25 protein-coding genes and 1 tRNA gene are annotated in these 23,985 nt (G+C 61.3%); 12 read left to right on the top strand and 14 right to left on the bottom strand.

Going from position 1 to position 23,985, the window contains the following annotated elements:
- Positions 1-105 precede the first annotated feature (105 nt).
- Genes GRF63_RS14520 through GRF63_RS14530 form a run of 3 tightly spaced genes read right to left on the bottom strand, consistent with a single transcriptional unit; the run spans position 106 to position 1,194 of the window.
- Positions 106-480, bottom strand: coding sequence for a hypothetical protein (locus GRF63_RS14520; RefSeq protein ID WP_160486740.1), 375 nt, complete (start codon positions 478-480; stop codon positions 106-108).
- The gene (locus GRF63_RS14525) at positions 477-881 is read right to left on the bottom strand and encodes a Rid family hydrolase (RefSeq protein WP_337189683.1); all 405 of its coding nucleotides are present in this window, start codon (positions 879-881) and stop codon (positions 477-479) included. Before GRF63_RS14525 ends, GRF63_RS14520 begins: the two co-directional genes overlap by 4 nt.
- Positions 874-1,194: an I78 family peptidase inhibitor gene (locus GRF63_RS14530; protein WP_237392509.1), complete on the bottom strand. Its 321-nt coding sequence runs from the start codon at positions 1,192-1,194 to the stop codon at positions 874-876. Before GRF63_RS14530 ends, GRF63_RS14525 begins: the two co-directional genes overlap by 8 nt.
- 162 nt (positions 1,195-1,356) lie before the next feature.
- On the opposite strand from GRF63_RS14530, the gene GRF63_RS14535 reads away from it, so the two are divergent.
- A complete protein-coding gene (locus tag GRF63_RS14535; RefSeq protein ID WP_160486741.1) occupies positions 1,357-2,316 on the top strand; it encodes a TauD/TfdA dioxygenase family protein in 960 nt (319 codons plus the stop codon).
- 6 nt (positions 2,317-2,322) lie between these two features.
- On the opposite strand, the gene GRF63_RS14540 is transcribed toward GRF63_RS14535, so the two are convergent.
- The 5 genes from GRF63_RS14540 to GRF63_RS14560 all read right to left on the bottom strand — a co-directional run bounded on the left by GRF63_RS14540 (position 2,323) and on the right by GRF63_RS14560 (position 6,362).
- Positions 2,323-2,886 (bottom strand): septal ring lytic transglycosylase RlpA family protein, encoded by a 564-nt coding sequence (locus GRF63_RS14540; RefSeq protein ID WP_237392510.1) that lies wholly within the window; start codon positions 2,884-2,886, stop codon positions 2,323-2,325.
- 112 nt (positions 2,887-2,998) lie between these two features.
- On the bottom strand, positions 2,999-3,994 hold the full coding sequence (gene dhaK / locus GRF63_RS14545) for a dihydroxyacetone kinase subunit DhaK (protein ID WP_160486742.1): 996 nt from the start codon (positions 3,992-3,994) through the stop codon (positions 2,999-3,001).
- A gap of 28 nt (positions 3,995-4,022) precedes the next feature.
- A complete protein-coding gene (gene dhaL, locus GRF63_RS14550; protein ID WP_160486743.1) occupies positions 4,023-4,703 on the bottom strand; it encodes a dihydroxyacetone kinase subunit DhaL in 681 nt (226 codons plus the stop codon).
- A 28-nt stretch (positions 4,704-4,731) separates the two neighbouring features.
- The gene (locus GRF63_RS14555) at positions 4,732-5,475 is read right to left on the bottom strand and encodes an HAD-IA family hydrolase (protein WP_160486744.1); all 744 of its coding nucleotides are present in this window, start codon (positions 5,473-5,475) and stop codon (positions 4,732-4,734) included.
- Complete coding sequence (locus tag GRF63_RS14560) at positions 5,475-6,362, bottom strand: class II fructose-bisphosphate aldolase (protein WP_160486745.1); 888 nt, start codon at positions 6,360-6,362, stop codon at positions 5,475-5,477. The genes GRF63_RS14555 and GRF63_RS14560 overlap by 1 nt, the downstream gene beginning before the upstream one ends.
- A 346-nt stretch (positions 6,363-6,708) precedes the next feature.
- On the opposite strand from GRF63_RS14560, the gene GRF63_RS14565 reads away from it, so the two are divergent.
- The 8 genes from GRF63_RS14565 (at position 6,709) to GRF63_RS14600 (ending at position 12,620) form a co-directional block, all read left to right on the top strand.
- Positions 6,709-6,782 (top strand) — tRNA-Gly (locus tag GRF63_RS14565).
- 228 nt (positions 6,783-7,010) lie between these two features.
- Entirely contained in the window at positions 7,011-8,048 is a 1,038-nt protein-coding gene (locus tag GRF63_RS14570) for an FUSC family protein (protein ID WP_160486746.1), read from the top strand.
- A gap of 160 nt (positions 8,049-8,208) precedes the next feature.
- A complete protein-coding gene (locus GRF63_RS14575; protein ID WP_337189684.1) occupies positions 8,209-8,916 on the top strand; it encodes a DUF6629 family protein in 708 nt (235 codons plus the stop codon).
- 128 nt (positions 8,917-9,044) lie between these two features.
- Positions 9,045-10,241 (top strand): NAD-binding protein, encoded by a 1,197-nt coding sequence (locus tag GRF63_RS14580; protein ID WP_160486747.1) that lies wholly within the window; start codon positions 9,045-9,047, stop codon positions 10,239-10,241.
- 104 nt (positions 10,242-10,345) lie between these two features.
- The gene (locus tag GRF63_RS14585) at positions 10,346-10,894 is read left to right on the top strand and encodes a hypothetical protein (protein ID WP_160486748.1); all 549 of its coding nucleotides are present in this window, start codon (positions 10,346-10,348) and stop codon (positions 10,892-10,894) included.
- Positions 10,895-11,004: 110 nt separating this feature from the next.
- Positions 11,005-11,466 carry a Dps family protein gene (locus GRF63_RS14590; protein ID WP_160486749.1) on the top strand — a complete coding sequence of 154 codons (462 nt, stop codon included), beginning with the start codon at positions 11,005-11,007 and terminating at the stop codon, positions 11,464-11,466.
- Between the two features lie 75 nt (positions 11,467-11,541).
- Positions 11,542-12,162: a 6-phosphogluconolactonase gene (locus GRF63_RS14595; protein WP_160486750.1), complete on the top strand. Its 621-nt coding sequence runs from the start codon at positions 11,542-11,544 to the stop codon at positions 12,160-12,162.
- Positions 12,150-12,620: an NUDIX domain-containing protein gene (locus GRF63_RS14600; protein ID WP_160486751.1), complete on the top strand. Its 471-nt coding sequence runs from the start codon at positions 12,150-12,152 to the stop codon at positions 12,618-12,620. The genes GRF63_RS14595 and GRF63_RS14600 overlap by 13 nt, the downstream gene beginning before the upstream one ends.
- Here GRF63_RS14600 and dinB read toward each other — a convergent pair.
- Positions 12,617-13,768, bottom strand: coding sequence for a DNA polymerase IV (dinB, locus tag GRF63_RS14605; protein WP_160486752.1), 1,152 nt, complete (start codon positions 13,766-13,768; stop codon positions 12,617-12,619). The genes GRF63_RS14600 and dinB overlap by 4 nt on opposite strands.
- A gap of 75 nt (positions 13,769-13,843) precedes the next feature.
- On the opposite strand from dinB, the gene GRF63_RS14610 reads away from it, so the two are divergent.
- Positions 13,844-15,109: a multidrug effflux MFS transporter gene (locus GRF63_RS14610; protein ID WP_337189685.1), complete on the top strand. Its 1,266-nt coding sequence runs from the start codon at positions 13,844-13,846 to the stop codon at positions 15,107-15,109.
- Positions 15,109-16,581, top strand: coding sequence for a glycerol-3-phosphate dehydrogenase (locus GRF63_RS14615; RefSeq protein ID WP_160486924.1), 1,473 nt, complete (start codon positions 15,109-15,111; stop codon positions 16,579-16,581). Before GRF63_RS14610 ends, GRF63_RS14615 begins: the two co-directional genes overlap by 1 nt.
- Here GRF63_RS14615 and GRF63_RS14620 read toward each other — a convergent pair.
- The 5 genes from GRF63_RS14620 to crtY are packed head-to-tail and all read right to left on the bottom strand — an operon-like array spanning position 16,578 to position 22,907.
- Positions 16,578-18,449: an acetyl/propionyl/methylcrotonyl-CoA carboxylase subunit alpha gene (locus GRF63_RS14620; RefSeq protein WP_160486753.1), complete on the bottom strand. Its 1,872-nt coding sequence runs from the start codon at positions 18,447-18,449 to the stop codon at positions 16,578-16,580. The genes GRF63_RS14615 and GRF63_RS14620 overlap by 4 nt on opposite strands.
- Positions 18,450-18,499: 50 nt before the next feature.
- Positions 18,500-19,543, bottom strand: coding sequence for a phytoene/squalene synthase family protein (locus GRF63_RS14625; RefSeq protein ID WP_337189694.1), 1,044 nt, complete (start codon positions 19,541-19,543; stop codon positions 18,500-18,502).
- A 38-nt stretch (positions 19,544-19,581) separates the two neighbouring features.
- Positions 19,582-20,175: an LOG family protein gene (locus tag GRF63_RS14630; protein WP_160486755.1), complete on the bottom strand. Its 594-nt coding sequence runs from the start codon at positions 20,173-20,175 to the stop codon at positions 19,582-19,584.
- Positions 20,176-20,199: 24 nt separating this feature from the next.
- On the bottom strand, positions 20,200-21,696 hold the full coding sequence (locus tag GRF63_RS14635; protein WP_160486756.1) for a phytoene desaturase: 1,497 nt from the start codon (positions 21,694-21,696) through the stop codon (positions 20,200-20,202).
- Complete coding sequence (crtY, locus tag GRF63_RS14640; protein WP_160486757.1) at positions 21,693-22,907, bottom strand: lycopene beta-cyclase CrtY; 1,215 nt, start codon at positions 22,905-22,907, stop codon at positions 21,693-21,695. Before crtY ends, GRF63_RS14635 begins: the two co-directional genes overlap by 4 nt.
- A gap of 127 nt (positions 22,908-23,034) precedes the next feature.
- On the opposite strand from crtY, the gene GRF63_RS14645 reads away from it, so the two are divergent.
- On the top strand, positions 23,035-23,934 hold the full coding sequence (locus GRF63_RS14645; protein ID WP_237392511.1) for a MipA/OmpV family protein: 900 nt from the start codon (positions 23,035-23,037) through the stop codon (positions 23,932-23,934).
- The last annotated feature ends 51 nt before the right edge of the window (positions 23,935-23,985 follow it).

Genomic DNA, 23,985 nt, shown 5'->3' on the forward strand with positions numbered 1-23,985 from the left:
GCGCATGGGGTGAATGCCCGGCCGCAATGTCAAAAACTGCGATGCGTTACAACCGGTTGCTTGCGTAACTTTAGGCAATTCGCGGCCCGCTTTGCGCGCCTGAAATTACTCTGCGAAGGATTCAGGCTCTATCGACTCCGGCGCGAAACCCTGCGGTGCTTCTGGGGAGGGGTTGAGGCCCGACGTATCGTCAATCGGATCGGTGGAGAAGCCTTGCGCACTGTCGATCAGCGCATCGGGCGTGGCGTCTTCAATGACCTCGCCATCATCGGAAAGCGCGTCATCATCCGCGAAGCCTTCTGCCTTGGTCGCGGGGGCAGGCTGTACCGTAAGCCGCGTTTCGCGGGGCTGGGGCTGCTGACCGGAAAGGTCGCGCCCCGGCGTGCGTTCCTGCACAGCCGACTGGCGGCTTTCAAGATCATCCCCGCAGCCTGCCAGCGCGGCTATTGCGGCGAGACCGATAAGCAGGCGTGTTGTCATTGCAGGCTTCCTATCACGGCTTCTGCCTCGATCTCGCATTTCCATTGCACATCATAAAGCGCCGATATCGCCACCAGCGTAGCGGCCGGGCGGGCATGGCCGACGGCGCGGGTGAAGGCGGCGGTTACCGCATCGGCATCGGCCATATCGGTTACGAACATGCGCACGCGCACCACATCGCCCGAATATCCGCCAAGCTGTTCGATATAGGCCAGTATCTGTTCGAAACAGCGATCCGCCTGTCGGCCAGCATCGGAGCTGACGCTGCCGTCTTCCTCCACGCCGACATTTCCCGACACGATGATGCGATCTCCCACGCGGATGGCGCGGGTGAAACCGGCCGCTTCCTCAAACGGGGCAAGCGGCGGGATGCGCTGGCGGCCGTCCTCGGGGTCAGCCACACGTGATCCTTTCGATGATCATGTCGTCATCATAGGAAACCGTCAGCCGATCGGGCCGGAAATCCATGGTCACCGCGGTGCGTGGCGGCACCCAGCGAAGGCTGCGTACGCCGCTTTGGCTCAGCAGGCTGGCGCCCACTTCGGCGCTGGCACGCTGGCCGAGATGACCCTGCACAGCGTCCGCATCGCATTGGCCGGCGGATTCACGAGCCCTGGGATTGCCATCCTCGTCGAATGGTGGGGGCGTTGCCGTGGCGCAGGCGGCCAGCACCAATGGCGAAAGGCACAGGATGATGTTTCTCATACCGCGCATCTTAACGCCAAGCCGGGCGAGAGACCAGACGGGACTGATGTTTTGGGCATAGTCAATTTGCCGAAAGTGGCGTATACAAGTGGGGAAGGCCAAAGGCGCGCGCAAACATGCGCCCGCGCCGCACCAGGCCAATGCCGACAGAGCAAGATTGGAGAGCGAACGATGGCCCTTAAGTGTGAACCTATTCTACCCAATTTCGGGGCGGTGTGTTCCGGGCTGGACCTGACGCGTGAACTGAACGCGAACGAGGTGCGGCAGATTACCGATGCGATGGACAAATACGGTGTCACCGTGTGGCGCGATACCGGCATGAGTGACGAGGACCACGTGAATTTCAGCCGCAATTTCGGCTATCTTGAACGGGTGCCCAAGCGCGCCGAAGGTGCCCGCACACGGCTGCCCTATCGCGAGCTGTTCGATGCTTCCAACCTCAACATCGATGGGGAGATCACCCATGATCCTGCCGCCGTTGAATATCGCAAGGGCGACAGGCTGTGGCATACGGACAGCGCATTCCTGGACAAGCGCACCAGCTATTCCATCCTGCTGGCTCATATCACGCCGCCTGCCGAGGCTGGCGGAGAGACCTGGTTCGCCGATGCGCGTACCGCCTATGACGATCTGCCGCAGGAAACGAAGGACCTGATCGAGGACAAGATCGGCGTCAATTCATTGTGGTGGAGCCGCAAGAAGGCGGGGGCAGAGATCGAGGAAGCAGAAGTTTACGAACGTCCGCTGGCCCATCATCCGCTGGTCCACACCCATCGCGGATCAGGTCGCAAGAGCCTGTTCATCGCGGCGCACACGATGGATGTGAAAGGCATGGACAAGGCGGAGGGTCGCCAGCTGATCGAAGACCTGATCGCCCACACCACGCAGGACAAATACACGTTCAAATGGCAGTGGCAGCCGGGTGACATGGTAATTTGGGACAATCTGTGCAGCATGCATCGCGGCGGTGAATATGATTACACCACCTACAAGCGGGACATGCGCCGCACGACGGTGCGTGAAGGAACAGAGCCGCACACCATGGAAACAGGCGACGATCCCTACACTGCGCTGTTTTCCAAAAGCCCGAAGGCGGTGGACATCAATACCGCGCGGGATGCGGGCCGATAAGAATGGTCAGGTGATCAGCGCCAGGCTTACGCGGCCTGTGCCGCTGCGGATAAGCCCGATTTCCTGCGCTGCGGCATAGCTGAGATCGATTACGCGGTTGCCATGGTATGGCCCGCGATCATTGATGCGAACGATAACGCTCTGGTCATTGCGCGGATTTGTCACCCGCACTTCACTGCCGAGCGGCAGGGTGCGATGCGCGGCGGTAAGCTGGTGGGGATCGAAAATCTCTCCATTCGCCGTGCGGTTGCCCGCCAGTTCTGTGCCGTAATAGCTGGCATGCCCATCACCCATGGCGCTTTCGCGCGGTGTGGGCGTCTTCATCACAGGCTCAATGTCCGAGACCGGCATGGTTTCCACACTGGCCACGCCCTTGCCAAGTTTCACCACGTCAGGCTGAGCACGGTCCTGCATCAGCCCTGCACCAAGTGCCAGCGAAAGCGCGGCGAAAATGCCGGTGCCCGCCAGCGCCATCTGACGCTGTGATTTCAGGCGCATGAAGGCGCGCAGGCGCTCCCTCCGGCTGGGCAGATGAGGGGTATGCGGGGTCGCCTGATTGTTATGTTCCATACCAAATCAAGGGATGGGAGGGGGTGGATGTTCCGAGAAAGACAGCTTCGCAACAAAACGCCCGACTCCCAAGGGAAGCCGGGCGAATCTTGCGTGAGGATGTTGCAATCAATCAGAAGATACGTGTCGCCGTTTGCGCAGGAGCGGCCAGATATGCCTCCAGCTCATCGTCCAGTTTCAGCATGGTGATGCTCGCACCGGCCATTTCCAGCGAGGTGCAATATTCGCCCACGTAGTTGCGCGCCACGGTCAGCCCGCGCTCTTCGCAAAGCTGTGCGGCCTTGTTGTAAAGCACGTAAAGCTCGGCAGGCGGGGTGCCACCAAGGCCGTTCACCATCAGCGCCACGCGGTCACCATCGTTGAACGGCAGATCATCGGCAACGGCATCGAACAGCGTCTTGGTGATCTCGTCCGCGCTGGTGATCTTGGTGCGTTCGCGGCCCGGCTCGCCATGGATGCCCACGCCCACTTCCATCTCGTCGTCAGCAATCTCGAAGATCGGCGTGCCCTTGGCGGGCGGAATGCAGCTGGTGAGCGCCACGCCCATCGTGCGCACGTTGTTGTTCACCTTTTCCGCAACGGCCATCACCTCTTCCAGCGACTTGCCTTCCTCGGCAGCGGCACCGCAGGCCTTCATCACGAAGAAGTTGCCGGCCACGCCGCGGCGACCCACGGTGTAGAGCGAATCCTTCACCGCCACATCGTCATTGATCCAGAACTGTTCGACCTTGATGTCTTCCGCCTGGGCCAGTTCCACGGCGGTGTCCCACGCCATGCGGTCGCCCTGGTAGTTGTTCACCAGCACCAGCACGCCCGCAGGGGTCGCCAGCGCCTTGATCGTTTCATAGCAGGCATCCACTGGCGGTGCGGCGAACACGGGGCCCTGGCAGGCACCGTCCAGCATGCCGGGGCCAACGGCCATGACATGCGCAGGCTCGTGACCGGAGCCGGAGCCCTGCACGATGGACACCTTGTTGTCGACCGGACGATCCTTGCGCTTCACCATCTGGAATTCCAGATCGCCTTCCAGCAGATCGGGGTTGGCGGCCAGCACGCCAGACATGAATTCCGGCACGAAATCTTCGGCTTTGTTGACGAACTTCTTCATGGATTTCCTCTCCGTATATGTATCGATATCAGGCCTTGGCCTTGTTTACTTCGGCGGCCTTGGGCGTGAAATCCACGCCGTTCGCGGTGCACCAGTCTGCCAGGATGGTGGCGATGGCCACGATGCCGGGATCGGGCGTATTGGCGCTGCGTTCACCCACCTGGCTGGCCCGTCCGCGATGGGCGACGAGGGTGCGTGTTTCATCCACGGCATTGTCAGCGATTTCGGCGCAGTCGCGCAGCACCGCGCCTAGATCCTTCGTGCCGGTGGCGGCGTGATCCTTCAGCTTGTCCGAAACCGGGATCAGCGCATCCAGCAACGTCTTGTCACCCAGTTGCGCGCCGCCGCGCGCCATGATGCCATCCACCGAATTGCCGATCATGGCGGCAAATTCGGTCAGCGAAACCTCTGATTTGCCCTTGGAGGGAAGGGCAGCCTTCATGAAACCGGTGCCCCAGATGGGGCCGGACGAACCGCCGATATGCTTTGAAACAAGCATGGAGATCTTCAGCAGCATGGCACCGATATCGGGCTTGTCGAGATCGGGCAGGTCCTTCTTGATCACCTTGAATCCGGTGGCCAGCGATGTGCCGAAATCACCGTCTCCGGCCAATCCGTCGAGGTCGGAGAAATAGTGTTCGTTGCGGATCACCGTATCGGCGGTGGTGTCGATACCCTTCTCTATGGTGTCTAGCGATATGGTCGCCATTATCGTTGTCTCTCCCGTGTTTGCCCGTTTAGTGGTTGGAACCCGCGTCCGTCAGGGCGGAAAGATCCGCCAGCGTGATAATCGCGTTCGGCGCATCGCCCAGTTCCGGCACGACGCGCGCGGCTTCGCTGAAATCCTCGTCGATCGTGTATGTGCTGGTGGTGATCAGCGTGGGATAGCCCGCGCCGGTTGCTGCCAGCAGACCGTTGCGGCTGTCCTCTATCACCACGCATTCCGATTGCGGCAGGCCCAGCGATTCCTGGGCGAGCATGTAAATCTCCGGATCGGGCTTCTTCTTGCTGACCACGTCGCCCGCATGCACGAATTCGAACTTTGCCTTGCGCTCCGGCCCCATCAGATCCAGCACGGCATCGATGAATTTGGGATTGGACGTGGTGCAGACGCCAAGCCGCACATCATTGGCAATCGCTTCATCGACGATGCGCAGCACGCCGGGGCGCAGCGGCAGGTCCGTCACGATCTGGCTGACCTGATCGGTCTTGTACTTGTGCAGCGCCTTGATCAGCGCATCCTTGCCCGTATCGCCGCCGCCGTATTCCTCAACCAGCGCATCGGGCCAGCCATCATCATCGAAATAGGCGCGCATCCGTTCCTTGCCGCCTGCCACTTTCAGCAGCTCGGCATAACGCTCCACGCTCCATTTTGCATCGATATCGAAGTGGGTGAACGCCTGGTTGAAGCCAACGCGATGCGCATCCCGCTCCGTATCCACGAGCACGCCGTCACAATCGAAAATCAGCGCCTTCAGCATCAGGCGCTCTCTTTTTGCATGGCGAGGAACTGGCTGCCCTGTCCCTTGCCGCCGAACTTCTCGATGAAGTCGGAGAACAAGGTCTTGCAGGCCTGATATTGTGCATCGATCACGCGCAGCGGTTCGTAATCGTCGGGGTTGGCCTTGCGATAGGCCTCGAAACTTTCGACGAAGACGTGCTTCAGATTGGTGGAGATGTTCACCTTGGCACTGCCGCGGGCGATGGCCTTGGCGAATGTCTCGTCAGAAAGGCCCGTGCCGCCGTGCAGCGCCATGGGCGTTTTGGTGGCCTCGTTGATCGCCTTGATCCGTTCGAAATCGACCTTGGGCTCGCCCTTGTAGAATCCGTGCGCGGTGCCAACGGCGCAGGCGAAGGCGGAAAGGTCCAGCGCGTCACAGAACTTGCGAGCATCTTCCGGGTCGGTGAGGACGCTGTCTTCCTCTGCCACCACCATGTCGTCTTCCACGCCCATGATCTGGCCCAGCTCGGCCTCCATGCCAACGCCGTATTTCTCGGCGATGTCACGCACCCGCTTGGACATTTCCAGGTTCTCCTCGAAAGGATATTCGGAGGCATCGATCATGATCGAGGTCCAGCCCGTGGCCGCGCATTTCTCGATCATGGCAAGATCCTTGCAGTGATCCAGATGCAGCACCACCGGCACGCTGGAATCCGCCGCTGCCGTGCGCACCCAGGACACGATTTCCTCGTGGCTGTAATAATCGATTGTCTTGGAAGAGGTCTGGCAGATCACCGGAGCGTTCAGCTCCTCTGCCGCCTGCACCATGCCCTTGGTGGTGTTGTAATCGACAAGGTTGAAGGCAGCCACGGCATAGCCATTGTCCATGGCGTGCCGCAGCAGTGGTTTCATATTAACAAGTGGCATCTCGTGCTCCCTACGAATAGCCGCCGTGAAACGGTTGGTCCGGTGATTGTGTCCGGTCAATTCGAATCAAGTCCATAGCGAGAGAACAGGCGGTAAACCACCCGTCTTTGCGCCTTTTTACAGGCGCGAGATTGAATATGTCCGAAATTCGCATGCGCGCCTGCTGTCTGCTGGCAGGGTCGGCAGCAGAGCCGATTTCTTGCGGCGCTTTGGGCGATCACCGGCCCCGCGCCTGCATCGGTCCTAATGGATCCCTGTCCCGGCGAAGTCCATTGACCGGATCGGCGGAATACAGCAGAGAGCCGCGCATAGCGGCAGCGCGTTCAAGCGTGCCCAACTGCGCTAAGCGGGTGTAGCTCAATGGTAGAGCAGCAGCTTCCCAAGCTGACGACGAGGGTTCGATTCCCTTCACCCGCTCCAGCACCGCCCCGTCGGTTACGGCGCCCGGCATGACCGCCCCAGCGTCAAGCGCGTCTTGTCACCCTCCTGCAGATCGCTAAATGCATCGACGGCCGCGATCGGTTTTGCGGAGTTTTAACCCGGTCCGGGGTGGGAAATGAGCAGGATTACTACGATCAGCAGACCGGCCCCTGCCTTGACTCTCAGAACGGGCGAAAGCGGTTGGCAATCTGTCAGGATTGCTACGGCATGAGCAATCCGCAGAACAATAGCGAGTTTCAACAGGAGCTCGGCGATTCCGTGCCGCGGCAGGATTTGACTGCGCTTGAGTTCTGGCTGATTGATGGCGATGCAACGCCCTGGAAATCCGTCGCGGTGAATTGCCTTGCTATCCTGGCGCTTCCGCTGGTGCTTGGCCTATCCTTTGGAATGATCGCGGGCATCGGTGCATTCATGGGGGCGTTCCCCGGAACGATGGGCGCGCGGCGGACCGGTGTCCTCTACACCGCGCCCTTTGTTCTCCTGGCGATCATTGCAGGATATTTCACCCTGCATCACGAGGCGTGGGCACCGGCTATTGGTGCGGCCCTGGCGATGGTTGCCGGGCTGGCAGGCCGCCGCGGGGTATCCATGCCTGCGATTATCGCGATGGTGACCTGGACGATCTACACAGGTTCGATCCTGCCTGTTGAAAAGGATCTGGTGATTGCCGCTGCCCAGGTCGGCGGATTGGCGTGGAGCCTTGCGATCATCAAGCTGTTCGGAGGGGGCGGGGACCACACCGATTCAAAGCCGTCGCGCGCCTATGCGCTGATCTTCGGCGCACTGTTCGCGGTCGGCATCGCCTTTTCCACCTGGGTCGGGCAAAATCTGCTGGGCGGCCATGGCTTCTGGTTTCCCCTGTGCCTCGCGATCCTGAGCCTGCCGCCGCACACGCGATATTTCACCCGCGCAGCCAAGCGCGTCATCGGAACGGCCCTTGGTTGCGGGCTGGCTTACATAGTCGGCAGCCTGGCCCTGCCGCCCATGCTGGTGGCAGCGATCGCTGTCACCGCGTTTGTCTTCACGCAAAGATACATCCCGAAAACCCAGATCTTCGGGTCTGCCTCGATCACCTTGGCGATCATCCTCATCGTCAGCGAACACTCTCCGCTCAAACAGCTTGCCGTTGCGCGATTGGTGGACTTCGCTGCCGGAGCGGGTCTGGCCGCCTTGCTGGCGGCATGCGGCGTGGCGTTGCTCTATGTTTCCGACAAGGAAGCGTTGAGAGCCTTGCAGCAACGCTAGTTGGAGGATGTGACCACCGATTGGCGGTGCACCGGGCATGGGAAGGCAGGCTTGCCGCGGAAATCTTGCCCGCGGCCTGTTGCAATGGCTTTTGCAAGAGGTTCTAACTGAGGTCGGCGGGCGGAGGTCTCGCCTGCGACGAGAAGATGGGGCGGATCACGTGTGTATTTCGGCGGAAGTGAATTTTGCTGCTGCAGCGATCATCGGCACAGTAGGCATTGCGACATTGCGACATGCAAAGCATCCGCGCGAAGTGCTGCTTGCCTCGATGCCGCTGCTGTTCGCGCTTCACCAGTTCATCGAAGGCTTCGTCTGGCTGGGGCTTGGCGGTACGATCGGCGATCTGGCGCTGCAGAACTCGTCGTTACTTTTCATATTATACGCACAGGCGATCCTGCCATTCCTCATGCCTCTCAGCGTCCTTCTGATCGAACAGCCGGGCTGGAGGCGCACTGTCATAAGCGTGATCGTCGCCATTGCCTTCGGACTGATGATCTACATGACCTATGGGGTGATGGGCTTCCAGACACAGGTCGCGGCAGAGCATCACTCCATCGCCTATCGCAATGCAGAGACCGAAAGCCTTGTGACAGGCGGCCTCTATATATTCGTGACCTGCGGCGCGCTGATCCTGTCCGGGCACAAGGTCGTTCGCTGGTTCGGCATCCTCAACCTGATCGGCCTGAGCGTGGTGGCTTTGGTGAAGCAGTACGCGTTTTCATCCGTCTGGTGCCTCTATGCGGCTATCATCAGCGTGATGCTGTATTGGCAGTTCAGCCAGGGAAACATTCGCTGGATGCGGCATCGCGACAAGGATGCGGAGAAGAATTCCGCTTCCATAGGCGCCACGGCGAGCCCCTCGGCTTGACGCGAATCCGGATCCGCATTTGAAGCGTCCCTTCGTGAGGCTATGCCCTTTTCTCGTCAAGGAACCTTTCCCACGGGGATGCCCGATGAAGCGAAGGACCTTGTGCGCGCCGATATGAGAACCGACACATGCACCTTGTGAAACTCAAGCCGATGACGGCCTTCGCCCGCATTCGCGAGTTTTCCCATTTGTTCATCGCCGCAGGCGTGTTGGTGATGGGTCTTGTGCAATTGGGCAGCCTGTGGGCCGAATTGCGAACCGGCGGCTTTACCGTCGACACGCTGCAAAAGCTCCCCCAGCTGATCGAGACCAGTCTGATATCGGGCGGCAACAGGATGGTGTCGGGCGTGTTCATGGTGATCATGGCCCCTGGCCTTGCCATGCGTTCACGTCTTGCGTGGGTGGTGGTGACCCTGCTGACGATCATTGACATCGCGCTCTGGCTATCGGTCTCCCACACGCATTTCGTCTTCGGCGCTCTTCAGATTGCGTTGCTGGCAGCGCTCTACCTGTTTCGCGCGCAATTCAGCCATACGAGCATTGCAGCAGCCTCGATCTTCTCCACCGGGAGCCTGTTTCTGGTGGTGGCCTATGGCGTGCTGGGTAGCCTTTTCATGGGCAGCCAGTTTTCCACCCCGATCAATGATCTGGGTACGGCTTTCTATTTCACCATCGTTACCATGTCGACGGTGGGGTATGGCGATATCTACCCGACGACGCCCGATGCCCGGCTCTATGTCATTTCACTCATTCTGCTGGGTCTGACGGTCTTTACCGCCGCAATCAGTACGGTGCTGCTTCCCTTTTTGCAGAAGCGCCTTCAAAATTTCCTCGCCGGAAAGGAAAGAGCCATGAAAATGTCTGGCCATTATGTGATTACGAGCAGGTCGAACCTGGCGCTCAACACATGCCGCGAACTGCAGGAGCGCGGAGAGAGCGTGATGTTCATCGTGGAAACGCCGGGGGATGACCTCCCCGACGATGCGCAGGTGGTTACCGGCAATCCTACCGATATCGAAACGCTAAAACACGCATCGGGCAAGACGGCGAGAGCCATTATGGCGCTGGGCGAGGACGATGCCACCAATGCCTTCGTCGTTCTGGCGGCCAAGGAATTGCAAGGATCCGCGCAGACGGTGGTGGCAGTCAACAACACGAAGAACCTGGCCAAGGTGCAACGGGTGCAGCCCGACATGGTGATCGCACCCACCATTCTGGGCGGGGAGCTGCTGGCCATGGCATTGACCGGTGAGGAAGTGTCGGATCAAAGTTTGGTCGATCGGCTGATCAACCCACACGCGTCCGATCGGGAAAACGCGACATAGAAACGCAATCGCCAGTCTTGTTCATCGCCATCCCCTCAATCTCTCGACCAACCGCCCGCATCGAAGGAATAGCGCCTTAACCGGGCGCTGTTATAGGGGCGGGCATGCCTGCCTTTTTCCTTACCTTCATCGCCGTTGCGGCTGCCATGCTGGCGGGGCGCGATGCTGTGCGTGTTGCGCGGTTACGGGCCGGGCTTGGCTGGATAGGGCCGCTGCTGGTGACTGTGCTTCTGGCCGCGCTGGCAGGGGCCGGACTGGCGGCATGGATCGCGCAGGAGCTTTCACCGCTGATCCGCCCGCATGTGAAGCCGCTGGTCGTGGGGTTGGCGCTGGCGCTTGCGGCTGGCGAGGTGTTGCTGCGATCATCGCCTGCTACCCCGAAAGAGCCAACGCGGTCCATGGGCGCGATCACGCTGGTATTGCTGCTGGGCATGGTGACCGATGCCAGCGGCTTCATCATCCTGTCGCTGGCCATCGCAACGGGGGAGCCGATGCTGGCAGGCGCGGGCGGCGCGCTGGGTGCCATCGTGGTGCTGGGGGCCGCGATCGTGGCGGGGGAGGACTGGCACGCGCTGCCCTTGAAGCCGATCCGCATCTTCGTGGGCGCGGCCCTGCTGGTGACGACAGCCGTGATCGTATTTAGCGCGCTTTAGCGCGCCGAGTGATCGCGTAAGGCGATCACCGTGGCCGGTCTATTGCATGAAACGCGAAGCCGCCTCGTCCGTTGGTTTGATGAACCGATAAACGAGGACAGATACATATAATGGCTACCACCGGAGACAATTCGAAGACCGCGCTGATCGAGGAGCTGAACGGCTTGCTGGCAGATCACACGGCCTTGTATTTCAAGACCAAGAACTTCCACTGGCATGTCACGGGGCCGCGCTTTCGCGATCTGCACCTGCTTTTTGACGAGCAGGCCGTTGAACTTCGTGACCAGATTGACGTGATCGGGGAACGGGTGCGCAAGAACGGCGCCGCCACTCTTACCTCCATCGCCTCCGTCGCCAAGCATACGCAGATCAAGGATCAGGATGACACCAATCTTGAAGCCGAAGAAATGGTGCGAGAGCTGCGCGACGATAACCAGAAGGTGGTCGACAGGCTCAAAGGAATGAAGGAACTGGCCGAAAAGGCGGGCGACAATGCCACCGATGGCCTGCTGGACGATTGGACCGACATGGCCGAACAGCGCGTGTGGTTCCTCACTTCCACGCTGAAATAAGCGCCTCAAAACCTGTAGTCAAATCCGCCACGTTGCCCCTCGCACCGTGGCGGTTTTGCGTCTAGGTATCGCGGCATGACCGATATCGAAATCGTAGAGAACGCCAGCGTCACGCAGATCGCCCAATTCATCGAGACCGCGCTACGCAATGCGCTGTCGGCAAATGATGATCCGGTGGCGATCAGCGTGCCGGGCGGCTCAACCCCGTTCCCGATGATGGAAGAGCTGGTGAAGGCCGATCTGGAATGGTCTCGCGTTACCGTGTGGCCGGGCGATGATCGCGTGGTTCCGGAAGATCACGAGGCCAGCAATACCGGCAAGATCCGCGCGCTGTTCGAACCCGTTGGCGCGCATGTTGCCACGTTGACGGTGATGGAACAGGTGCCGCATTTCGCGCTGGTGTGGCTGGGCATGGGCGCAGATGGCCATATCGCCAGCCTGTTTCCCAACACCGATCCCAAGGCGGACGATCCCGCCCCGATCCGCCGCCTGACGCCCGATCCCCTGCCGCCGGAGGCTCCGTTTGACCGGGTGACGCTGACCATGCCTTCGCTGCTGAACAGCGATGCACTGATGTTCGTGATCCGCGGTGATGACAAGCGCCCCGTGTTTGACGCTGCGGCCGCTGGCGAATCCGATCTGCCGGTTGCGCGCCTGCTGAAGGCGGCGCGCCAGAAGGTGACATGCTTCACCTGATACCCGCGCCGCTGCACCGCGCGCTATACCGGTTTGGCCACGGGCTGCGGCGGCTGTTCCTGCGCCATATCGCGGGCGAAGTGCACGGCTGCTGTATCATCGGGCGGGACGATCAGGGCAGGGTGCTGCTGGTGCGCCATTCCTACGGCCCGCCGGTGTGGGCCTTGCCGGGCGGGGGTATGCACCGGGACGAGGACCCGCAAACCGCCGCCTTGCGCGAATTGCGCGAAGAGCTGGACTGCGGCCTTGCAGAGCCCATTCACCTCGGCATGCAGAGCAATGAATTCCTCGGCTCCACCAATCATGTGCAGATATTTACAGGCGTGGTGGTGGGCGAACCGACGCCGGATATGCGCGAAGTGGTGGAGTGCCGCTTCTTCGCGCTGGATGACCTGCCGCAAAAACGCAGCGCGACGATCAACATGCGGCTGAAACTGCTGCAGGACAGCGCGGACTAGAGCAGCGGGAGCTGCGCACCATTCTCGCGGCGGGCCGTATCCCCATCGTCACGATCAAGATTGCTGAGCGTCAGCCCCATCAGGCGGATCGGCATGGGCAGCGGCATCTCGTCCTCCAGTATCTGCCGCGCAATTTGCGAAAACCGCGCCTTGTCCGCCACGCCCTGCGTCTGGCTGCGAGAGCGTGTGGCAATCTGGAAATCGTTGAATTTCAGCTTCAACGTAACGGTGCGGCCCGTCGCCTGTTTGGCGGCGATGCGATCCCACACAATGTCGATAATCCGCTCCAGCGTTTCGCGCAGTTCATCCTCGGCAGAGATATCCTCGCTGAAGGTGCGCTCCCCGCCAATACTCTTGCGGATGCGATTGGTGCGCACGGGGCGAAGATCAATCCCGCGCGCCGCCCGGTACAGGTAATCGCCGAAACTGCCGAAATTCGCTGCCAGCCATTCGCGATCCTTCTGCGCCAGGTCCGCGCCTGTTTCTATGCCCAGCCGCGCCATCTTCTCCGCGCCCTTGGGGCCGACGCCGTGAAAGCGCCGGATCGGCAGGCTCTGCACAAAGGCCGCACCCATGCCGGGCCGGATCACACACAAACCGTCCGGCTTGTTCTGATCGCTGGCGAGCTTCGCCAGGAACTTGTTGTAGGAAACGCCGGCGCTGGCCGTCAGCTGCGTTTTCGTGCGAATATCCCTGCGAATGGCCTCCGCAATGGCGGTGGCAGAGCCGAGGCCGTGCAGGTCTTCGGTCACGTCCAGATAGGCTTCGTCCAGGCTCAGCGGTTCGACATGCGGGGTATAATGGTTGAAAGTCGCGCGAATCTGCTCGGACACTTCGCGATAAACATCAAACCGGCTTTTGCAGAAGATCAGGTCCGGGCATTTGCGCTTTGCGGTGACGGAAGGCATGGCGCTGCGCACTCCGAACTTGCGCGCCTCATAACTGGCGGCGGCCACCACGCCGCGCCCGCTGGACCCGCCCACGGCCACGGGTTTTCCTCGTAATTCAGGGTTATCGCGCTGTTCCACGCTGGCGAAAAAGGCATCCATATCAACATGGATGATCTTGCGCAGGCCTGCCGCCTCATGCGGCAGTGCATCACCGTCTGCGTCCGTATCTTCGGGTCCGAAAGGCTCGGGATTCGTCATCGCATCGCTATAGCCTTTTGGCGCTTGCTTGACTTAATCCTTTTCTCGCCAGCAAATCTTGGCCAAAGGGGCCGGGTGACCACCCTGACTATCTCTGCCGCCGACGGCTCGGGCCGAAAGGTCGGTCAACGCGAGTTCATCACCTTGATGGCCGCCTTGATGAGCCTGAACGCGCTCGCCATCGATGCAATGCTGCCTGCGTTGGACGATATCGCCAGCAGCTTTCAGATCGCCGATCCCAACAAACGGCAATATGTCGTGGGCATCTATCTGCTGGCCACCGGCTTTGGTAGCCTGGTGCCCGGCCTGTTTGCCGATCGTTACGGCAGGCGGCCCGTGCTGTTTATCAGCATGGCGATCTATATCGTCACCTCCCTGCTGTGCATGATCGCACCCACGTTCGAGGTGTTGCTGGGCCTGCGCGCGTTGCAGGGTTTCGGCACGGCGGGCCTGATGGTGCTGCCCGCCGCGATCATCCGTGATCGCTTTGAAGGCGACAAGATGGCGCGGCTCATCTCTATGATCTTCATCGTTTTCATGGCCGTACCCGTGCTGGCGCCCAGCGTGGGGCAGGCCGTGCTGGTGTTTGCCAGCTGGGAATGGATCTTCTTCACGCTGGCCCTGTTTGCCATTGCCGCATGCACATGGGCGGCCCTGCGCCTGCCCGAAACGCTGGACCCGGATCACCGCCAGAAGATCGATCCACGCACCGTTGTTCGCAATCTGCCACTCACCCTGCGCACCCGCGCGGCGGTGGGCTATGTGCTGGCCGCAGGCCTAACCTTTGGCGGCATGTTCGGCTATATCAATTCGGCCCAGCAGTTGATCGGAGAGCATTTCGGCGCGGCGGAACAATTCCCGCTGATCTTCGGTGCATCGGCCGCAACACTGGCATTTTCCAGCTGGGCGAATTCTCGCATCGTCGAACGTTTCGGCGCCCGCCGCGTATCGCATACGGCACTGATCGCGTTCTTCCTCGTCAGCGCGGTGCAGGTGTTTGCGGCGATCGAGAAAGCCGATTCGCTGGCGTGGTTCTTCCCGCTGATCAGCATCAACCTGTGCCTGCTGGGGTTCCTCGGTGCCAATTTCGGCTCCATCGCGATGCAGCCTTTCTTTAACAGCGCGGGCGCGGCCAGCTCGGTGCAATCGGCAATTCGCATGCTGCTGGGCGCAGCCATGGGCATCGCGATCGGCCAGCTTTACGATGGCACGGCGCTGCCACTGGCGATGGCGCTGCTGATCAGCAGCGTGCTGTCCCTCTGCCTCGTATTGTTCAGTGAAAAGGGCAAGCTGTGGACCCGTCCGCGCCAGCCACGCTATATCGGGGAAAGCCCGCATTGATGGATGCCACGTTCGATCTGATCGTGATCGGCGGCGGCGTGAATGGCGCAGGCGTTGCCCGCGATGCGGCGGGTCGCGGGGCAAAGGTCCTGCTGCTGGAAAAGGGCGATCTGGCCAGCGGCACCTCCAGCAAGAGCACCAAGCTGGTGCATGGCGGGCTGCGTTACCTCGAATATTACGAATTTGCCCTGGTTCGCGAAGCGCTGGGTGAGCGGGAAATGCTGTGGAACATCGCCCCGCACATCATCCATCCCATGCGCTTCATCCTGCCGGTGACGAAGAACATGCGCCCGCGCTGGATGCTGCGTGCCGGCCTGTTCCTGTATGATCATATCGGCGGCAGGGGATCCCTGAAGAAAACCCGCAGCGTGGACATGCGCAGGCATCCGGCGGGCGTGCCGCTGGAAAAGCAGTATCGCCACGGTTTCGAATATTCAGACGGCTGGGTGGACGATGCACGGCTGGTGGTGCTGAACGCGCTGGATGCCGCCGAATGCGGCGCGGAAATCCGCACGCGCACCGCCGTCACCGCCGCAAGGCGCGAAGGCGATTTGTGGCATGTCGAGGCAGGGGCTGAGAGCTTCACCGCGCGCGCCTTGGTAAATGCCGCGGGGCCGGGGGCGGACGATGTTGCGCGGCTGGTGGGAGAGAACCCCGCCTATGGCATTCGCCGCGTGCGCGGATCGCATATCGTGGTGCCAAAGCTGTTCGATCACGATTGCGCCTATATCCTGCAGCAGCCCGACACGCGCATTTGCTTTGCCATACCGTGGGAGAATGATTTCACCCTGATCGGCACGACCGATGCAGACCATCCTGGATCGCTGGACGATGTGGAGGCCAGCGAGGGCGAGATCCGCTATCTGTGCGACGCCGCCAACCGCTATTTCGAGCAAGACGTGACACCGGACGATGTCGTGCACACCTATGCAGGGGTTCGCGCGCTGGTGGATGATGGCTCCGGCCGTCCCGAAGCAGCCTCTCGCGGATACGAGCTGGCGCTGAGCGATGCGGGGCGTGGTGCGCCGATCCTCGCCATTTATGGCGGCAAGATCACCTCCTATCGGCACGTAGCTCAGGACGCGATGGAGAAGCTGGCCGAGCGGCTGCCGGTGCTAAAGGGCAAGGGCTGGACAGCCAACACTCCGCTGCCCGGCGGTGATTTTGACAAGCACGCGCAGCCCTATCTTTTCGAAGTGCTGGGCGAGGATTATCCCTTCCTCTCCGCAGAAGACGTTGTCCGCATCGGCCGCGCCTATGGCACCCGCGCGGTGGACTGGCTGGGCGAAGCGAAATCGTGGGACGATCTGGGTCGCAGCTTCGGCGCGGGCCTGTCAGAGGCCGAAGTCACCTACCTGCGGGACAGGGAATGGGCGCAGACGGCCGAGGATATCCTCTGGCGGCGCACCAAGCAGGGATTGCAGATGAGCGATGCTGAAGGGGCCGCGCTGACCGAGTATCTCGGCGGTTAATCTCCGGCTGGCTCCACCACCGCCAGCACCGCTTCTACCTGAACCTGCCCGCCTTCGCTGGCGGAAAGCTGCGTCACGGTCCCGTCGAACGGCGCGGTGAGCGCGTGCTCCATCTTCATTGCTTCCAGTACCATTAGACGCTGGCCTGCCGTCACGGCATCGCCCTCGGCCACATCGACGGCGATGACCTTGCCCGGCATCGGCGCAAGGATCGCACCGTCGCCCGCTGCGGCTGCGCCGGTGCCGCGCGCATCGCGGGCGAATTCGAAGCTCTGGCCGTCTGCGAAGACGAGGGTTCGCGCTTCTTCCACAAAGCCCGTGACATGGGCTGCCATCTCGCTGCCGGACGCAGAAACCGTGCGCGTTTCGCCGCGGTGCGTCAGCGTGGTGGCAATGCGCGGGGCCGCGTTCAGGCGAAAGCCCAAGGCGCTGGGCACATCCTGATCCAGATCTGCCATCAGCGTGAAATCGGCAGCTGACTGCCAGATCGCGTCATCGGCATCGTCAGCGGGGACGAGGCTGTCCAGCTTTCGTTCGATGAAGCTGGTGTCCAAGACGGCATCGCCAAAATCATCGTCCAGCAGGGCGTTTGTCAGGAAGGCGGCGTTGGTCTTCACCGGCCAGATTTCCACGCTGCCCGCGATCTCGGCCAGTTCATCGATGGCATCATCGCGCGTTTCGCCCCAGGCCACCAGCTTGGCCACCATCGGGTCGTAATGCGGGGAGATGACATCGCCCTCTGCAACGCCGGTTTCGATGCGGCCCACGATGCCGAGGTCAAAATGGTCGAGCGGTCCGGTGCTGGGCAGAAATCCGCTGGATGGATCTTCCGCATAAAGCCGCGCCTCGATGGCGTGACCGTTGATGGAAAGCTCTTCCTGCTTCAGCGGGATCGGCTCACCGCTCGCCACGCGCAATTGCCATTCCACCAGATCGACGCCGGTGATTTCCTCGGTCACCGGATGCTCCACCTGCAGGCGGGTGTTCATTTCCATGAAGAAGATGCGATCCGCGCGCAGGCCTTCGCTGGCGTCGGCAATGAATTCGATCGTGCCCGCGCCTTCGTAATCCACCGCCTTGGCGGCGCGGACGGCAGCGGCGCAGATTTCCTCGCGCGTGGCATCGTCCATGCCCGGAGCGGGCGCTTCCTCGATCACCTTCTGGTGGCGGCGTTGCAGAGAGCAATCGCGTTCGAACAGGTGGACGACATTGCCATGACTATCGCCAAAAACCTGCACCTCGATATGGCGGGGCGAGGTGATCCATTTTTCCAGCAGCACTTCATCGTTGGAGAAGCTGGCCTTGGCCTCTCGCTTGCACGATTGAAGGTCCGCCTCGAAATCTGCGGCCTTCTCCACCTTGCGCATGCCCTTGCCGCCGCCGCCTGCCACGGCCTTGATCAGCACGGGATAGCCGATGGCATCGGCCTCGGCTTTCAGCCGATCTACCGACTGGTCTTCCCCCAGATAGCCGGGGGTGACGGGCACGCCTGCATTCATCATCAACTGCTTGGCCGAATCCTTCAGGCCCATCGCCTCTATGCTGGAAGGCTTGGGGCCGACCCAGATCAGCCCTGCATCGATCACGGCCTGCGCAAAGCCCGCATTTTCGGACAGGAAGCCATAGCCGGGATGGATCGCTTCGGCCCCGGTCTGTTTCGCGGCGGCGATGATCTTCTCGCCCAGCAAATAGCTTTCGGCAGCGGGGGAGGGGCCGATATGCACGGCCTCGTCAGCGGCTCGCACATGCAGCGCCTTGGCATCGGCATCGGAATATACCGCCACGGTGGCAACGCCCATATCACGGGCTGTGCGGATGATGCGGCAGGCGATTTCGCCGCGATTGGCGATGAGAAGTTTTGCGATCATAATCCTGTGCTTTCGCGAATTTCGTCACAAATGCAACCGGAGTAGCGCCGTCAGTCTTCCTTGCGCCTGACGCTTTCGTCACGAATGGGCGTGTTGGGAACGCCTGCCACGGGGCCATCCATGCGCGCCATCACCATCAGCTTGCCACGATCCCATTTGGGATCCTTACCCGGCTCCCACGAACCGGAGATCGTTTCCTTCAGGGCGGAGAAGACATGGCCGATCTTGTCGAAGAAGCCTGTGTGGATGCGGTGATCCCACGCCAGTTCGGCCTGCTGAACCACCTCTTCCCCGATTGCGCCATAGATATTGGCGGCGGACAGCACGGCCCAGCGCTGCCGGAAATTCAGCCGGCCTGCACCGATGCGCGCGCGGGCATCGTGCAATTCTGCCATGCTCACCAGGCGCTGCGCCAGCTTCACCAATTGGGGACGGTATTGCGGCCTCATCACCTCGCCCGGCGGAATATCATATTCGGCCAGCCATTCCGTGGGCAGGTAACAGCGGCCCGCGGCATCATCTTCAGAGATATCGCGGGCAATATTGTTGAGCTGGAAGGCAAGGCCAAGATCGCAGGCACGATCCAGCGTATCCTGCGCATCGCCGGGCACGCCCATCACCTTTGCCATCATCACGCCAACGGCGCCTGCCACGTGATAGCAATAGCGCATCAGATCGCCCTCGGTACGCGGGCGCCATCCCCTGGCGTCGAGCTCGAAACCGTCGATCACATCGTCAGCCATGTCGCGGGTGATGCCTGTTTCGGCGGCCACCAGACCCAGCGCATCGAAGGCAATGTCCGCCGTCGGCTGGCCATCCAGCGCGCGGTGGGTGAGGATGCGCACGGCCTCCACCCGGTCTTTCGAATTGGCGTTGGACAGGTTCAGCGTTCCGCCGTGATCCTGCCCGTCGGCAATATCGTCACACCGGCGGCACCACGCATACAGCAGGTGCGCGCGTTCGCGAGTCGGCTTGTCGAACAGCAGGCTGGCCGCCATGAAGCTTTTGGAACCCCTGGCGATGCTTTCGCGCGATCGGGAGACCAGAGCCTTTCGCGAGCGTCCGCCACCGGCCTGCCGGGGTGTGTTCTTCACCAGCTGGCTGGCCACCAGCGGACGGGGCTTTACGCGTTTCACAGGTCTTCGCCGCGCATTTGCACGATTGTTTCGATGGGCTCGTAAGCTGCCATTTTCTCGAGCAAGTCCCTAATATTGTCGCCCACGATCACGATGCCGCGGTGCGCTTCCCTGACGAAGCCTGTATCGGCCATATGCCGGTTAAAAGCCACAAGTCCGTCATAATATCCCAAGGCATTGAGAAGTCCGACGGGTTTTGCGTGGTAGCCAAGCTGCGCCCAGCTTACCGCTTCCCACAATTCATCCATCGTTCCAACGCCGCCGGGCAGGGTAACGAAACCATCCGAAAGATTGGTAAACGCCTGTTTGCGCTGATGCATGGTGTTGACCACGTGCAGCTGCGTGCAATCCCGATTTGCCACCTCCATATCCATCAGCGCCTGCGGGATTATGCCGATCACTTCGCCGTCCGCTTCCAGCGCGGCATTGGCCAGCGCCCCCATCAGCCCCGCCTTGCCGCCGCCGTAGACGACCCCGATGCCAAGCTGCGCCAGCGTGGTGCCCACCTCGCGGGCAAGGTCGATATAGCGCGGGTCTGCCGGTGTGGCAGAGCCGCAATAAACGGCGAGGCGATTGAAGCTGTCAGACATGGCAGTCAGCCCTAGTGAGGCCAATCAGGATGACAAGTCATCGATCATCAGGCCCGCTGTCGCCTTGGCGCTGCCGACAACGCCGGGGATGCCAGCGCCTGGATGCGTGCCTGCGCCGACGAGGTAGAAATTGTCGATCACGTCATCCCGGTTGTGCCCGCGGAAGAAGGCGCTTTGCCACAGCACCGGCTCCAGGCTGAAGGCGCTGCCGTGGTGGGCGTTCAGGTCTACCGCGAAATCCAGCGGGGAATAGCTGAACTTGGTCACGATGCGATCATGAATATCGGGGATGAGGCGGCGGCCCACCTCGTCCAGAATGCGCTTTTCCAGTTGCGGGCCAACCGTGTCCCAGTCGATCGGCATCTTGCCCAGATGCGCCACGGGCACCAGCGCGTAAAAGGTGCTCATGCCCTCCGGCGCCATGCTCGGGTCTGTCACCGTGGGATGATGCAGGTAGATGGAGAAGTCGGCGGGCAGTATGCCCTTGGAATAGATATCGTCCAGCAGGCCGTGATAGCGCGGGCCGAACAGGATCATGTGGTGCGGGATGCCGGGCCAGGTGCCCTCTATGCCGAAATGCACGACGAAGAGCGACGGCGAAAAGCTCTTTTTCTGCAAGGCCTTGGCCTCCGTCTTGCCGCGGTGGCTATCGCCCAGCAAATCCTTGTAGGAATGCATGATATCGGCATTGCTGGCCACGGCATCAAAGCGCTGGGTCCACCCGCTCTTGGTGTGCACGGCCCTGGCGCGCTTGCCCTCCGTCTCCACGCGAGTGACGGGATCGCCCACGCGCATCGTGCCGCCCAGCCGTTCAAAATGGCGCACCATTCCGGCGATCAGGCGATTGGTGCCGCCGCGCGTCCACCACACGCCGCCATCCTTCTCCAGCTTGTGGATCAGGGCATAGATGCTGGAGGTTTTCATCGGGCTGCCGCCCACCAGCAGGGTGTGAAAGCTCAAAGCCTCGCGCAGCTTCTCGTTCTTGATGTATTTCGACACCATCGAATACACGCTGCGCCACGCCTGCTTTTTCGCCAGCGCGGGGGCGGCCTTGATCATGCTCTTGAAATCAAGGAACGGCACGGTGCCCAGCTTGACGTAGCCTTCCTCGTAAACCTCTGCCGCATATTCGGAGAAGCGATCGTACCCCTCCACATCCTGCGGCTCCAGCTTCATGATCTCGTTGCGCAGGTTCTTTTCATCGTTCGAATAATCGAAATTGGTGCCGTCGGGCCAGTTCAGCCGATAGAACGGCATGACGTTCATCAGCTCCAAATCGTCATCCATGTCGTGGCCGCTGATGGCCCACAGTTCGCGCAGGCAATCAGGGTCTGTCACCACGGTTGGCCCGGCGTCGAAGGTGAAGCCGTCCTTCTCCCAGTAATAGGCGCGGCCACCGGGCTTGTCGCGGCTTTCGACGACGGTGGTGGCGATGCCCGCGCTTTGCAGGCGAATGGCCAGCGCCATGCCGCCGAAACCGGCGCCGATGACGCAGGCGGTCTTGCCTTCGGGAGTGCTCATGGAATGTCCTTCCGGGGGGAATTGCTGAGGGGAGGGGAGGAGGATAGCAGCGCCGGAATGGCGCGGTGGACGGGAACGGGCGGCTTGCCTACCAGCACGCGCAGTTTCTGCGCGATGGTGGATCGCCCGGCGTAGAAGCGTTCGATCAGGTCGGGCGACAAGCGATAGAAGCGCTCGAACACCTTGTATCGTTCCTCCGGCCGGGCAGCACCGAACAGCATGGAGCCAAGGAAGCGGTAATAGCCCATGGCAGACCAGTGGCGGCGGGCCATGGCATCCAGCTTTGCGGCCATCTGATCGCCCGGCGGGTCCGCATCTTGCGCCACGGCCAGCGCCACCTCTACTGCAATGGGCAAGGTATAGCTGGTGAGCGGGTGGACAAAGCCGCCCCGCGCGCCCGCCACGGCCACGCCCGCTATGTGGTGCTCATCCTGAAAGGCGCGAAAATCGCCGCCAGTGATGACGGGAAGAACACCGGTTTCAAAGCCCACAGGCTCTCCATGCCAGCCCATCTGCTGCTGATACTGATCAATGCGGGAAGACAGCATGGAGCGATCGATATCCGGCTTATCGGCATAATAGGTGTCTTCGATAAACAGGTCATGCGCGCCCAGCGGGAGGACGTAGACGAAGCGATAGGCCCCGCCATTGCCGTGCGGCGCATGCTGATCGACCGTGGCATCCATGATGATGGGATCGGCCACGCCATGCGGCTGCGGCGTGCGCAGGTGGCGGCCCATGAACACCTGCCACCCGCCTTCAAGATGAGAGGTGGGGGCAAAGCCGCGGCAATCGATCACCGCGCGTGCCGTGATGCGCCTGCCATCGGCAAGGTCCACCCCGTCTGCATCCACGGCGGCCACTTCCTGCCCTGTCATGATGGTATCGCCCGGCAGTTCCCTGTGCAGGCAGGCGGCAAAATCCGCGCTGGCCAGCGATCTGTAGGCCGTGTCCAGCTTGCGCTGGTGGCCGGGGAAGCACACGTGATAGCCATCGTTCCACTCGGCCCTGCGGAAATCGGCCATCAGTGCCGTGCCCGCCGGTGAAAGATCGCTGGCAAACCAGCTCCACCGGTGATTTCCGCCAAGCTGCGCGCCAGCCTCCACCAGCCTTACGGTGAGCTCCGGGCGATGCCGCGCCAGCGCCAGCGCGATCAATCCGCCGGAAAGACCGCCTCCGATAATGGCAATGTCGCAGTCGCGTCCACTCATGCTGTCGGCCTTAGCCTATTGACACTGCGGCGCAATCACGGCCCTTGGTCCGGTATTGAATTGCAACGCGTGCGTGGAACCGGCTGGGCCAAGGCACGTTCTAGCGCAAAACAGGACGGGAATATTCATGCAGATCAAGCCAAACACCACCACCACCGCTGCTTTTGCCGCGATTATCGCCGCTTTCATGGCGCAACCCGCGCTCGCCCAGGATATTGGCGAGGCAGAGGTTGGTCCGCCGGTGATCGATATGGACGATACGGTGTTCTCTGGCGATTTCATTTCAATAGGTGCGGGCGTGGCGATCAGCCCGTCCTATACCGGTTCGGATGACTACGTATTTAACGTTCTGCCCATCGTGCAGGGTTCGCTTGGCGGGGTGGATATCAATCCGCGCGCTGGCGGCATCACGCTGGATTTCATTCCGGACGCGGCAGAGGGCGTTGCCTTCGATCTTGGCGTTGCAGCGCGTCTTCGCTCCGATCGCGCGCAGCAGATCAAGGATGAAGTCGTCAAGAATTACGGAGAGCTGGACCGCGCCATCGAAGTCGGCCCCAGCGCGGGCGTAAAATTCCCGCAGGTGCTGAACCCTTATGACAGCCTGTCCATCAGCACGGCCGTGATGTGGGATGTAAAAGGCGCGCATGATGGGATGGTGGTTTCGCCATCCATCACATATTTCACGCCGCTGTCGCGCGCGATGATCGCCAGCCTTTCCGTCTCTGCCGAATGGGCGAACGAGGATTTCCAGGATTACTACTTCGGCGTGGACGATGCCGATTACATCGGCCCCGGCATCGCGCCGCTGGCAGAGTTCGAACCCGATGGCGGCGGCTTTACCAAGGCAGGCGTAAACCTGCTGCTGGGTTATGACCTGGATGGCGATGTCACCAACGGCGGATTTGGCATCATCGTGGTGGGCGGATATTCCCGCGTGCTGGGCGATGCTGCCAAGACGCCTTTCACCACCGTTCGCGGTTCGAAGGATCAGTTCCTGGGCGCCGTGGGCGTCGGCTACACGTTCTAGACAGTATCTTGCGCCCCTCCAATGGTGGGGGCCAGAACTGCAATACGCATA

The organism is Aurantiacibacter rhizosphaerae (genome assembly GCF_009807005.1).
Classification (GTDB): Bacteria; Pseudomonadota; Alphaproteobacteria; order Sphingomonadales; family Sphingomonadaceae; genus Alteraurantiacibacter; species Alteraurantiacibacter rhizosphaerae.

What these genes read in the sequence shown, in the direction of transcription:
- GRF63_RS14630 (WP_160486755.1), bottom strand. Translation starts at nt 20,175, where the DNA reads ATGTCTGACAGCTTCAATCGCCTCGCCGTTTATTGCGGCTCTGCCACA.
- GRF63_RS14555 (WP_160486744.1), bottom strand. Translation starts at nt 5,475, where the DNA reads ATGCTGAAGGCGCTGATTTTCGATTGTGACGGCGTGCTCGTGGATACG.
- GRF63_RS14600 (WP_160486751.1), top strand. Translation starts at nt 12,150, where the DNA reads ATGCTTCACCTGATACCCGCGCCGCTGCACCGCGCGCTATACCGGTTT.
- GRF63_RS14535 (WP_160486741.1), top strand. Translation starts at nt 1,357, where the DNA reads ATGGCCCTTAAGTGTGAACCTATTCTACCCAATTTCGGGGCGGTGTGT.
- GRF63_RS14580 (WP_160486747.1), top strand. Translation starts at nt 9,045, where the DNA reads ATGCACCTTGTGAAACTCAAGCCGATGACGGCCTTCGCCCGCATTCGC.
- dhaL (WP_160486743.1), bottom strand. Translation starts at nt 4,703, where the DNA reads ATGGCGACCATATCGCTAGACACCATAGAGAAGGGTATCGACACCACC.
- dhaK (WP_160486742.1), bottom strand. Translation starts at nt 3,994, where the DNA reads ATGAAGAAGTTCGTCAACAAAGCCGAAGATTTCGTGCCGGAATTCATG.
- GRF63_RS14645 (WP_237392511.1), top strand. Translation starts at nt 23,035, where the DNA reads ATGCAGATCAAGCCAAACACCACCACCACCGCTGCTTTTGCCGCGATT.
- GRF63_RS14595 (WP_160486750.1), top strand. Translation starts at nt 11,542, where the DNA reads ATGACCGATATCGAAATCGTAGAGAACGCCAGCGTCACGCAGATCGCC.
- GRF63_RS14620 (WP_160486753.1), bottom strand. Translation starts at nt 18,449, where the DNA reads ATGATCGCAAAACTTCTCATCGCCAATCGCGGCGAAATCGCCTGCCGC.
- GRF63_RS14635 (WP_160486756.1), bottom strand. Translation starts at nt 21,696, where the DNA reads ATGAGCACTCCCGAAGGCAAGACCGCCTGCGTCATCGGCGCCGGTTTC.
- GRF63_RS14520 (WP_160486740.1), bottom strand. Translation starts at nt 480, where the DNA reads ATGACAACACGCCTGCTTATCGGTCTCGCCGCAATAGCCGCGCTGGCA.
- GRF63_RS14590 (WP_160486749.1), top strand. Translation starts at nt 11,005, where the DNA reads ATGGCTACCACCGGAGACAATTCGAAGACCGCGCTGATCGAGGAGCTG.
- GRF63_RS14560 (WP_160486745.1), bottom strand. Translation starts at nt 6,362, where the DNA reads ATGCCACTTGTTAATATGAAACCACTGCTGCGGCACGCCATGGACAAT.
- GRF63_RS14540 (WP_237392510.1), bottom strand. Translation starts at nt 2,886, where the DNA reads ATGGAACATAACAATCAGGCGACCCCGCATACCCCTCATCTGCCCAGC.
- GRF63_RS14585 (WP_160486748.1), top strand. Translation starts at nt 10,346, where the DNA reads ATGCCTGCCTTTTTCCTTACCTTCATCGCCGTTGCGGCTGCCATGCTG.
- crtY (WP_160486757.1), bottom strand. Translation starts at nt 22,907, where the DNA reads ATGAGTGGACGCGACTGCGACATTGCCATTATCGGAGGCGGTCTTTCC.
- GRF63_RS14530 (WP_237392509.1), bottom strand. Translation starts at nt 1,194, where the DNA reads ATGCGCGGTATGAGAAACATCATCCTGTGCCTTTCGCCATTGGTGCTG.
- GRF63_RS14615 (WP_160486924.1), top strand. Translation starts at nt 15,109, where the DNA reads ATGGATGCCACGTTCGATCTGATCGTGATCGGCGGCGGCGTGAATGGC.
- GRF63_RS14570 (WP_160486746.1), top strand. Translation starts at nt 7,011, where the DNA reads ATGAGCAATCCGCAGAACAATAGCGAGTTTCAACAGGAGCTCGGCGAT.
- dinB (WP_160486752.1), bottom strand. Translation starts at nt 13,768, where the DNA reads ATGACGAATCCCGAGCCTTTCGGACCCGAAGATACGGACGCAGACGGT.